Annotated in this window: 8 protein-coding genes; 7 read left to right on the top strand and 1 reads right to left on the bottom strand. The window is 49.6% G+C overall.

The window, feature by feature from the left end; genetic code table 11:
- The first annotated feature begins 717 nt into the window (after positions 1–717).
- From KTH90_RS15350 to tpiA, 6 genes are all read left to right on the top strand, one after another.
- Positions 718–1452 carry a hypothetical protein gene (locus tag KTH90_RS15350; protein ID WP_158354107.1) on the top strand — a complete coding sequence of 245 codons (735 nt, stop codon included), beginning with the start codon at positions 718–720 and terminating at the stop codon, positions 1450–1452.
- Between the two features lie 12 nt (positions 1453–1464).
- Positions 1465–3150 (top strand): vWA domain-containing protein, encoded by a 1686-nt coding sequence (locus tag KTH90_RS15345; RefSeq protein ID WP_158354106.1) that lies wholly within the window; start codon positions 1465–1467, stop codon positions 3148–3150.
- Positions 3151–3162: 12 nt separating this feature from the next.
- On the top strand, positions 3163–4302 hold the full coding sequence (locus KTH90_RS15340; protein ID WP_158354105.1) for a toxic anion resistance protein: 1140 nt from the start codon (positions 3163–3165) through the stop codon (positions 4300–4302).
- 225 nt (positions 4303–4527) lie between these two features.
- On the top strand, positions 4528–5541 hold the full coding sequence (gap, locus tag KTH90_RS15335) for a type I glyceraldehyde-3-phosphate dehydrogenase (RefSeq protein ID WP_158354104.1): 1014 nt from the start codon (positions 4528–4530) through the stop codon (positions 5539–5541).
- Positions 5542–5672: 131 nt separating this feature from the next.
- Positions 5673–6863, top strand: a complete 1191-nt coding sequence (locus KTH90_RS15330) for a phosphoglycerate kinase (protein WP_158354103.1) — start codon at positions 5673–5675, stop codon at positions 6861–6863.
- A gap of 100 nt (positions 6864–6963) precedes the next feature.
- A complete protein-coding gene (gene tpiA, locus KTH90_RS15325; protein WP_158354102.1) occupies positions 6964–7716 on the top strand; it encodes a triose-phosphate isomerase in 753 nt (250 codons plus the stop codon).
- Between the two features lie 82 nt (positions 7717–7798).
- On the opposite strand, the gene KTH90_RS15320 is transcribed toward tpiA, so the two are convergent.
- On the bottom strand, positions 7799–9886 hold the full coding sequence (locus KTH90_RS15320; protein WP_158354101.1) for a sodium-translocating pyrophosphatase: 2088 nt from the start codon (positions 9884–9886) through the stop codon (positions 7799–7801).
- Positions 9887–10111: 225 nt separating this feature from the next.
- Between KTH90_RS15320 and gpmI the strand changes: the two genes are divergently transcribed.
- The gene (gene gpmI, locus KTH90_RS15315; protein ID WP_158354100.1) at positions 10112–11653 is read left to right on the top strand and encodes a 2,3-bisphosphoglycerate-independent phosphoglycerate mutase; all 1542 of its coding nucleotides are present in this window, start codon (positions 10112–10114) and stop codon (positions 11651–11653) included.
- Positions 11654–11800 lie beyond the last annotated feature (147 nt).

Genomic DNA, 11800 nt, shown 5'->3' with positions numbered 1-11800 from the left:
AACACAGGATGTGTTCCCGGTTCAGAGGCTCTTGCCCGTCGGACGTGAAGTCCGCCGTGCATCCTGAACCCGGCTTTTCGATTTCACTAAGCTGATACACAGCCGCCCTATGCACTCCCAAGGAGACACAAAAGGACCCGGCCGCCGGGAGCATCCCCAGACTTCGCCCGCCAGCCTTAGCCCCTATCCCAGCATCCGTTCTTACGCCTGCCGCTCCTGCTTTGGGAATAACTATTAACTTTTATACTGCTTATCCCAAGTCAAGATAACCATTGTCAGAACATGAATATCAGCCTGCACCAACGCAGGGAAGATCGGGCAGCGGCCAAGGGCCGGCGGGGCGGGGGACCATCTCGTGGGGCCAAATCGCTTGAGGGCGGGCCTTAGAAGGGGTTACGCAGATGGAGGGAGAACCTCGCAGGGCCTGGAACACTGTCCGAGCCGTCTTTTGGCGAGTTTGTTCCAGGCCCTGCTAATAAGAGGTTCTCCCTCTATCGGAGTTACCCATTCTTAGGTCCGTCCGAAGCGATTTGGCCCCACGAGATGGTCCCCCGCCCCGCCGGCCCTTGGCCGCTGCCCGATCTTCCCGTACCCATTGCACCCATTACACCCGCATGGCGAAAATAAGCTTGTAATGTTTTTAGGGGTGCTTTATAATTGAAGACATAGCAAGTCAAGAGTCAGGATTCGGGAGAAAAGCTTCAGGGAGGTCTAGAGTTGTCGCAGAAACAGATCGTTAAGCTGGTGTGTTTGAATTTGGGGATAGTGCTTTTAAATATTGTGGTTTTCTCGGAGGGAATGCTGAACCTGTGGGAGAGCCAGAGTCTGATCGTGCGGGCCTTGTGTATCACGATTGTTGTTGTGAGCCTGCTCGTTTTTTGTTATGGGAATTACAGGATTATTTTTAAGGGGAATAAGACACAGATTTACCGGAAGGAAGAGTTCGCGAAGCCGGAGGATTATCTGGATGTGCTGAAGGACTCTGCCAAGAGGACTTTTGAGGATGAGACGGACCACATGGTGAAGTGTATTGAGAAGATGATGAAAAAGACGGAGGTGCTGAATGTCATTCTGCTTCAGTATTTTACAGAGGGGGAGATGGCTTACCAGCAGTTTCAGAATGCGATGCGGGGCGCGTCGGAGATTTTTTATGATAATGTGAAGAAGATGATTAACCGGATCAATCTGTTTGATGAGGAGGAGTACCGGAATGCACTGAGAGGGACAGCAGGGAAGGCGTCGGAGAGTACGGCGAAGATTTTGGAGATCTGTAAGGAGCATATTGATTATGTGCACAGTACGATTGATATGAATGAAGATATTCTGCTGAAGCTGGATGGGCTGATACTGGAGATCTCGAAGCTGGATGATATTGACAGCGGCACGCTGGAGGAGCTTCCGGCTATTCAGGAGATTAACAGCTTGATTGAACATACAAAATATTACAAGTAGAGGAGAATGGGCATGAAGAAGAATAAGGGTATTGTGATTATTGCCGCGGTCGGTATTCTGGTATTCGCAGCGGTACTGGGTGGTCTGTTTCTGACCAGGAATATTGGGAAGTCATCGTCCGCCATATCCCAGGAGTCCGCGGACAAGAAGCTTGAGAAGATGGTGAAGAAGATCGAGGCGACGGAAGTTCCGGCCCGGAAAGAGGCGGTGGAGCTTAGTACGACTTCTTTGCAGGATGAACTGCCGGATATTGGGACGTATCCGCTGACCGTGCAGCCGGCTACGGATCTGTATGTGGAGATTCTGTCTTCACCGGAGAAGGCTGGGGACGGAACGGACGGATGGTTTAACGAGGTGGCACAGAAGTTTAACCAGCAGGAATATGAGGTAAATGGACAGCCGGTTTCGGTAGCGATTCGGAATGTTTCTTCCGGAACGGCGGTGGAATATATTTCTTCTGGGAAATATGTACCGGACGCGATTTCTCCATCGAATACGTTTTGGGGAGAGATGATCAAGGCTGAGGGTGTGCCGGTGGAAATGCTTACGGACCGGCTGGCGGGAAATGTGGCCGGAGTGCTCTTGAAAGAAGATAAATACAATGCGCTGATGGATAAGTATGGCGCAATTAATATGAAGACGATTACGCAGGCGACGATTGACGCGGAGATTATCATGGGGTATACGAATCCCTTTGCAAGCTCAGCGGGGCTTAATTTCCTGGTAAATACCCTTTATACATATGATAATAATAATATTTTAAGCGATACGGCGGTGGAGGGCTTTAACAGTTTCCAGACCAATATTCCGTTTGTCTCCTACACGACGATGCAGATGCGGGATGCAGCGGAGTCGGGGGCGCTGGATGGGTTTATTCTGGAATACCAGAGTTACGCGAACCTTCCGGATCTGAAAAGAGAGTATATTTTCACTCCGTTTGGCGTACGCCATGATGAGCCGCTGTATGCAGTGGGTACCTTATCGGAGGATAAGAAGCAGCTGCTGAACATGTTTAAGGATTTCTGTTTAAATGATGAAAATCAGAAGCTGGCTTCAGAGTATGGATTTAATAATATGGATGAGTATGTCAGTGAGACACCGGAATTTGACGGGGATACGTTAATTAAGGCCCAGAAGCTCTGGAAGGAAAATAAAGACGTGGGTACGCCGATTGTGGCCGTGTTCGTCATCGATATCTCGGGCAGTATGGACGGGGCGCCGCTGAACATGCTGAAGGAATCCATGATCAACAGTATGCAGTATATTAAGTCGGACCACTATGTGGGAATGGTTTCCTATAATAATGATGTATATGTGAATCTGCCGGTTGGACAGTTCGATTTGAACCAGCAGGCCTATTTTAAAGGGGCTATTTCCGATTTGATCGCTACGGGCGGTACCGCTACCTTTGACGGAATTGCCGTGGGTGTCGATATGCTGGAGAAGGCACTGGTGGAACACCCGGATGCGAAGCCCATGCTGTTTGTATTAAGTGATGGGGATTCTAATACGGGTTACAGCTTAAATGATGTCCGGGATATTCTGGAGACATATTCGATTCCCGTTTATACGATCGGTTACAACGCAGATATCACGGCGCTGGAGAAGATATCATCCATCAATGAGGCCGCCAGTATCAACGCGGAGACGGATGATGTAATCTATAAACTGAAAAACTTGTTTAACGCACAGATGTAGGAGGGTGAATGGATGGCATTTTCAATGGAAATACCGGATACAAAGGTGATCGAGAAAGAGGTGGTGCAGGAGATCGCGCCCTCCCAGGAGAAAAAAGAGCTGATCCTGGATGTGGCAAAGCAGAATGCGCAGGAAGCGCTGGCGGTAGACCTGGGATCTTTGGCGGACAGAAGAAAGTACGTGGATTCCATCGAATCCTTTGGAATGGATGTGGTTACCCAGTCCAGAAAGAAGAATGAACTGCTTCAGGTACGGATCGGGGAACTCAGCAAGATGGGCTCTCAAAACGGTGAAGTGGTTACCGGTCTGGTGGAACTGCAGCAGAAGATGAAAGAGCTGGATCCGTCCGCTCTGGACTTTACCAGGGAAGGGGTGCTGGGTAAGATTTTCAATCCGATCCGGAACTATTTTGCCAGATTCCAAAAAGCCGATGACATGATTCACGATATCCTGGAATCTCTGGAAAAAGGAAAGAATATCCTGAAGCGGGACAATACCACACTGGAGATCGAGCAGGTGGCCATGCGGGATCTGACGATCAAGCTGAATCAGAATATCGAGCTGGGTATCCGGATGGATGACGCGCTGACAGTAGAGATCGATAACGCGAAAGCGGCCAATATGGAGGCGGAGAAGATCAAATTTGCCGAGGAGGAGATCCAGTTCCCGCTCAGGCAGAAAATTATGGATTTCCAGCAGCTGCTGGCGGTGAACCAGCAGGGGATCGTAGCGATGGAGATTCTGCGCAGGAATAACAAAGAGCTGATCCGTGCGGTGGAACGGGCGCAGAATGTGACGGTATCGGCTCTGCGGGTTGCGGTGACGGTGGCCTCAGCCCTGTATAATCAGAAGATCGTGATGGAAAAGGTGGAAGCATTAAATAAAACTACCAGCAGCATGATCGCCAGCACGGCCCGGATGCTAAAGGAGCAGGGTGCCCAGATCCAGCAGCGTTCCATGGAGGCCAGCCTCTCAGTGGATGACTTAAGATCCGCGTTCGCGGACACCTTTGATGCCTTTGACGCGATCAACGCCTATAAGCAGCAGGCGCTGCCGCAGATGAAGACCGTGATCGACGGGCTGAAAACCCTGACCGACTCCGGGGAAAAGAAGATCCGGCAGATGGAAGAGGGAAATGCACTTATGCAATAATACCGGAGAAAGGGACAAAAAGGACTATGGATTCTGCGGATTAGCCAATCTTCGGTGAGTATTCAATTATTTTTAAATAGCACTTGAATTTTCTGGACAAATTATGTAGAATATCAAATAGGTTGAGATTTCTTTAACAATCGCCTTTGATCGTTGGAAACTCAAGAATTCACTGTTATTTCACGCAGTGAGGGTAATTAATAAACTTTAGGAGGAATTAAAACTATGGCAGTAAAAGTAGCTATTAACGGATTTGGACGTATCGGTCGTCTTGCTTTCAGACAGATGTTTGGCGCAGAAGGTTATGAAGTTGTTGCAATCAATGATTTAACCAGCCCCAAAATGTTGGCACACTTATTAAAATATGATTCCGCACAGGGAAGATATGCATTAGCTGACAAGGTTGAAGCAAAAGAAGATTCCATCGTTGTTGACGGCCATGAGATCAAAATCTACGCAAAAGCCAATCCCGAAGAGTTGCCTTGGGGCGAGCTGAATGTAGACGTTGTTCTGGAATGTACCGGATTCTTTACTTCCAAAGCAAAATCCGAGGCTCATATTAAAGCTGGTGCCAGAAAAGTTGTTATCTCTGCTCCTGCAGGAAACGACCTTCCTACCATCGTATACAGTGTAAACGAAGACAAACTGAAAGCAGAAGATACGGTTATCTCTGCTGCTTCCTGTACGACCAACTGCCTGGCTCCCATGGCAGACACTCTGAACAAATTAGCTAAGATCAAAAAAGGTTATATGACCACGATCCACGCTTACACCGGAGATCAGATGACTCTGGACGGACCTCAGAGAAAAGGCGATTTAAGAAGAGCCCGTGCCGCAGCTGTGAACATCGTTCCCAACTCCACTGGCGCTGCAAAAGCAATCGGCCTTGTTATTCCTGAGTTAAACGGCGTATTGGACGGCTGTGCTCAGCGTGTTCCTGTTCCCACAGGTTCCCTGACTCAGTTAGTAGCTGTTTGCGAAGGTGTCGTATCCAAAGACGATATCAACGCAGCTATGAAGGCAGCAGCTTCTGATTCCTTCGGATATACCGAGGACGAGCTGGTATCCTCCGATATCATCGGAATTACCTATGGTTCTCTGTTCGACGCTACTCAGACCACTGTTATGGATATGGGAGACGGCAACACATTAGTGAAATGTGTATCCTGGTATGACAACGAGAACTCCTACACCAGCCAGATGGTTAGAACCATCAAATACTTCTCTGAATTAGCATAATTATCCATCGGAGAAACGAATATCAATATATAAGATCCGATTATGGGTCCGGTCTAACGAAGGGCCGGACCCGTTTTTCGGTTTTATTACCTACTAAAACGTAAAATTTGCGATTCGAGGAGGAATATACTATGTTAAACAAAAAATCTGTAGATGACATCAACGTAAAAGGCAAGAGAGTACTTTGCCGCTGCGATTTTAACGTACCGCTGCAGGAAGGAAAGATCACGGATGAGAACCGTCTGGTTGCCGCTCTGCCCACGATTAAGAAATTAGTCGCTGACGGCGGAAGAGTGATCCTTTGCTCTCACCTTGGAAAACCGAAGGGTGAGCCGAAGCCGGAATTATCCCTGGCGCCGGTTGCCAAAAGATTGACTGAGCTGCTTGGACAGGAAGTGAAATTTGCCGCTGATCCCGAGGTGGTAGGCCCCAATGCAAAAGCGGCTGTGGAAGCGATGAAAGACGGCGACGTTGTATTATTGGAAAATACCCGTTACAGAGCGGAAGAGACTAAGAACGGCGAGGCCTTCAGCAAAGATCTGGCTTCCCTGTGTGATGTGTTTGTAAACGACGCGTTCGGTACCGCTCACCGCGCACATTGCTCTAACGTAGGGGTTACCCAGTACGTGGATACCGCGGTTGTGGGCTACCTGATGCAAAAAGAGATCGACTTCCTGGGCAATGCGGTAGACAATCCGAAGAGGCCTTTCGTAGCGATCCTGGGCGGCTCTAAAGTTTCCAGCAAGATCTCCGTCATCAACAACCTGCTGGATAAGGTCGATACCCTGATTATCGGCGGCGGCATGTGCTATACTTTTGCGAAGGCACAGGGTGAAGAGATTGGAAAATCCCTGGTTGAAGATGAATACCTGGATTACGCAAAAGAAATGATCGATAAAGCAAAAGAAAAAGGCGTGAACTTATTACTCCCTGTAGATACCGTAGCAGCAAAAGAGTTCTCCAACGATGCTTCCTTCCGTGTGGTAGAAGGCAGCCTGGCAGCAGATGAGATGGGTCTGGATATCGGACCGAAGACTCAGGCTCTGTATGCGGACGCTTTAAAGGATGCCAAGACCGTCGTATGGAACGGCCCTATGGGCGTATTCGAGATGTCCAACTTCGCGGCCGGAACCATCGCAGTGGCCAAAGCACTGGCTGATTTGGATGCAACCACTATCATCGGCGGCGGAGATTCCGCAGCGGCTGTTAACCAGCTGGGCTTCGGGGACAAGATGACCCATATCTCCACAGGCGGCGGCGCTTCCTTGGAATTCCTGGAAGGCAAGGAACTTCCCGGCGTAGTGGCAGCCAACGATAAGTAATGTTACCGGTCGAAACCCCGCGGCGTTAGGAATGCCGTGCCGGCTTAAGGACAATGGTCAATCATGTCCAGGAAACAAATGATTATAAAAGGAGAATTATATCATGCGTAAAAAAATTATCGCAGGCAACTGGAAAATGAACAAAACCCCCAGTGAGGCCGTTGCATTAGTAAATGAGTTAAAACCCCTGGTAGCAAACGAAGAGGTAGACGTAGTGTTCTGCGTACCTGCTATCGATATCATCCCCTGCCTGGAGGCAGCCAAGGGAAGTAATATCGAGATCGGGGCAGAGAACATGTATTATGAAGAGAGCGGCGCTTACACAGGCGAGATCGCTCCCAACATGCTGACCGATGTAGGTGTAAAATATGTGATCATCGGGCATTCCGAGAGAAGAGAATACTTCGCAGAGACCGATGAAACCGTCAACAAAAAAGTCCTGAAAGCATTCGAGCACGGCCTGACCCCGATCATCTGCTGTGGTGAATCCTTAACCCAGAGAGAACAGGGCATCACCATCGACTGGATCCGTCAGCAGATCAAGATCGCTTTCCTGAATGTAACTGCAGAACAGGCGAAGACCGCAGTGATCGCTTACGAACCCATCTGGGCTATCGGTACCGGTAAAGTCGCCACCACAGAGCAGGCGCAGGAAGTATGCGCAGCGATCCGTGTATGCATTGGTGAGATCTATGACGAAGCTACCGCAGCGGCCATCCGTATCCAGTACGGCGGCAGCGTATCCGCGTCCAGCGCTCCGGAACTTTTTGCCCAGAGCGATATCGACGGCGGCCTGGTAGGCGGGGCTTCCTTAAAGCCTGATTTTGGAAAGATTGTAAATTATAATAAATAATACTCAAACGGAAGAGAAAAGAATATCCTGTCAATAAGGCCGAACATTACTAGGCCCATTGACAGGATTTTTCTTTGCCATGTTATGTAAATAAATGAGCGGATACGATCAGTCCGGCAAATACGATGGATACCATAGAAGTAAGTTTGATCAGAATATTAATCGAAGGCCCGGATGTATCCTTGAAGGGGTCACCCACAGTATCTCCGACGACGGCGGCTTTATGAGCACTGCTGCCTTTCCCCCCATACGCGCCGCCTTCGATATATTTTTTTGCATTGTCCCAGGCACCTCCGGAATTAGCCATCATCACGGCCAGGACAAAACCGGTCACCGTGGTTCCGGCCAGCAGGCCGGCCACACCGTTTACCCCAAGCAGAAGCCCGACGATAATCGGTACCACTACAGCGATCAGCGCGGGGGCAATCATCAGTTTTTGCGCTGAACGGGTACACATATCTACACAGGCGGCATAGTCCGGTTCAGCCTTCCCCTCCCGCAGCCCGACGATAGACTGAAACTGGCGGCGGACTTCCAGAACGATAGACTGGGCCGCCGTTCCGACCGCGCTCATAGTCAGGGCGGCGAACAAAAACGGCAGCATTCCGCCGATAAACAGCCCGATCAAAACCGTCGGGTTGGTGATCGCCAGGTTCAATTTATAGTCGGGAGCGATCTGTATTACTTTATCAATATAAGAGGCGATCAGGGCTAAAGCGGTCAGTGCCGCGGAACCGATCGCAAAGCCTTTGCCGGTAGCGGCGGTAGTATTGCCCAGGGAATCCAGCGCGTCTGTGCGTTCCCGTACTTCGGGGGCCATATGGGTCATCTCAGCAATCCCACCCGCATTGTCCGCAACCGGGCCATAGGCATCCGTAGCCAGCGTAATACCGAGGGTGGACAGCATACCGACAGCGGAGACACCGACGCCGTACAGTCCCAGATTGAAGTCAGAGGCTCCCCCGGAGCAGTAATAGCTGACTAAAACAGAGATCCCCACGATGACGACGGGCACCACAGTGGAGAGCATACCCAGGGAAAGCCCGCTTATAATAACAGTTGCGGCCCCGGTCTCGCTGGAAGCGGATAACCTGCGGGTGGGCTTATAGCTGTCAGATGTAAAATATTCCGTGACGGCACCGATCAGAACACCAGCGATCAGACCCGATAAAATAGCGCCATAGATACCCATGTCCTGGGGAATCATCAGACGGACGGCAAAGAAAGAAAAGATCGCGATCAGGACAGCGCTTATGTAGGTGCCGGTACGAAGGGCTGTGAGCAGATGCTTCTGGGTAGCCCCTTCTTTTGTTTTGATAAAAAATGTTCCGATAATAGAAGAGATTACCCCCAATGCGGCGATTAGCATTGGAACGCCGACTCCCTTTGTCCCGAAACCGGCAGCTACCGCCAATGCGGCAGTGGATACGATTGAGCCCACATAAGATTCATACAGATCAGCACCCATACCGGCTACATCGCCCACATTGTCACCCACATTATCCGCTATAACGGCAGGGTTTCTGGGGTCATCCTCGGGAATATCCTCTTCCACTTTACCGACCAGATCCGCGCCTACATCAGCTGCCTTGGTAAAGATCCCGCCCCCGACTCTGGCGAACAGGGCCATACTAGACGCCCCCATGCCGAATGTGATCATATTGGCGGTAATCTCGGTAATCCTTTCCGCCTCCGGAAGATTCCGAAAAACCTCGCTGAGGAGGAAATACCATAGACTCAGATCCAAAAGACCCAGCCCCACAACAGTGAAACCCATCACAGATCCTGCGGAGAATGCGGCCTTAAGTCCCCGGTTCAGACTCTGGGATGCCCCTTGCGCGGTCCGGCAGTTTGCCATAGTTGCTGTTTTCATTCCGATGAAACCCGACAGACCGGAGAAAAATCCTCCTGTTAAAAATGCGAATGGAGTAAAAAAACCGAGATAACCAAAAAAGGCTAAGGTCAAAAGGATTAGAAAGACGGCGGCAAAAAAAATTCCCACGCCGCTATACTGGCACTTCAGATAAGCATTAGCGCCTTTATGAACAGATCCCGATATACGGATCATCTGCTCATTTCCTTCAGGCAGCTTCTTAACCCGATGATACATGACCGCAGCAAATATAAGAGCGGCAACGGAACCGGTGGCAACAAAAATCATATTGCTCATAAAAAAACCCCCTTTATTTATTTTATACTTTTATTATATGCTTTATATTTACAGATACAATATAAATGCCGAAACCTTAACGCTATATTTAAGCGGTATGTGAGACTTCTGACGGCATTAGAGACTTGGCGTATCGAAGGGGCTTTTTTTTCGTATTTCCTTGTAATTGGCATAGGATATGTGTTATATTGATAACGATGTGATAATAGAAAAGGAGTAATCAAAATGAGTAAAAAACCAACTGTATTAATGATCTTAGATGGTTACGGATTAAATGACCGTAAAGATGGAAATGCGGTTGCTGAGGCTAACACCCCGGTTATGGACAAGTTGATGTCAGAATATCCGTTCGTAAAAGGAAATGCCAGTGGTATGGCAGTGGGTCTTCCGGACGGTCAGATGGGTAACTCCGAAGTGGGTCACCTTAATATGGGAGCCGGCCGGATTGTCTATCAGGAGCTGACCAGGATTACGAAAGAAATCCAGGACGGAGACTTCTTTAAAAATGAGGCATTGTTAAAAGCTGTAGAAAACTGTAAGGCGAATGGTTCAGCCCTTCACATGTTCGGACTCCTGTCAGACGGCGGTGTACACAGCCATAACACCCATCTGTACGGCCTTTTGGAGCTGGCAAAGCACCACGGCCTCAATAAGGTGTACGTCCACTGTTTCCTGGATGGAAGAGATACTCCTCCGGCATCCGGAAAAGGCTATGTGGAACAGTTAGAAGCGAAGATGGAAGAAATCGGTGTCGGTGAGATCGCCACGGTAATGGGACGTTACTACGCGATGGACCGTGATAACCGTTGGGACCGGGTGGAGCTGGCCTACAAAGCGCTCGCAAAAGGTGAAGGAGTGCAAGCCGGCAGCGCACCTGAAGCGGTGCAGAATTCTTACGACGAAGGTAAGAACGACGAATTCGTCCTTCCGGCCGTAGTAATGAAAAATGGCCGGCCGGCAGCCACGATACAGGATAAAGATTCCGTCATCTTCTTCAATTTCCGTCCGGACAGAGCGAGAGAAATAACCAGAGCTTTCTGTGATAATGACTTCAGCGGATTTGAACGGGACAAGAGACTGGATCTTACCTACATCTGCTTTACCGAATACGATGTTACGATCCCGAACAAGACCGTTGCTTTCCATAAAGTAGAGATCACCAATACCTTTGGCGAATTCCTGGCCGCTCACGGCATGACACAGGCCAGAATCGCGGAGACAGAAAAATACGCGCATGTAACATTCTTTTTCAACGGCGGAGTAGAGGAGCCGAATAAGGGAGAAGACCGGATTCTGGTAAAATCTCCCAAGGTTGCCACCTACGACCTCCAGCCCGAAATGAGCGCCTACAAAGTAGCCGATAAGCTGGTAGAGGCGATCAAATCAGACAAATACGATGTCATCATCATCAACTTTGCCAACCCGGACATGGTAGGCCATACCGGCGTGGAGTCAGCCGCCATAAAAGCGGTAGAAGCAGTAGATGAATGTGTGGGAAAAGCCTATGATGCCTTAATGGAAGTAAACGGACAGATGTTCATCTGCGCCGATCATGGAAACGCGGAACAATTAGTGGACTACAACACCGGTGATCCCTTCACCGCCCATACCATCAACCCGGTTCCCTTTATCCTGGTGAACTATGAGAAAGACTACACGCTTAGGGAAGGCGGATGTCTGGCGGATATTGCACCTACCCTGATCGAAATGATGGGAATGGAACAGCCTGTCGAGATGACTGGGAAATCGTTGTTATTGAAGAAGTAGTTTATTCTAGGGCCGAGCCTGAGGTCTGCGGATATCTCTGTGATGTCCGCCTTCCGGCTCCGGCCTTTTTTGTGGTTTGCCCTGGTACGGTAGGAAGGATCTGCCGGGAGCGGGTATTGGCTGCGGGCAGATCCCCCTCAGGTACCA

Source organism: Diplocloster modestus, assembly GCF_019042245.1.
Lineage (GTDB): Bacteria > Bacillota > Clostridia > Lachnospirales > Lachnospiraceae > Diplocloster > Diplocloster modestus.
Note: the sequence above shows the minus strand (reverse complement) of the source record. Positions and strands in the feature narration are given on the sequence as shown.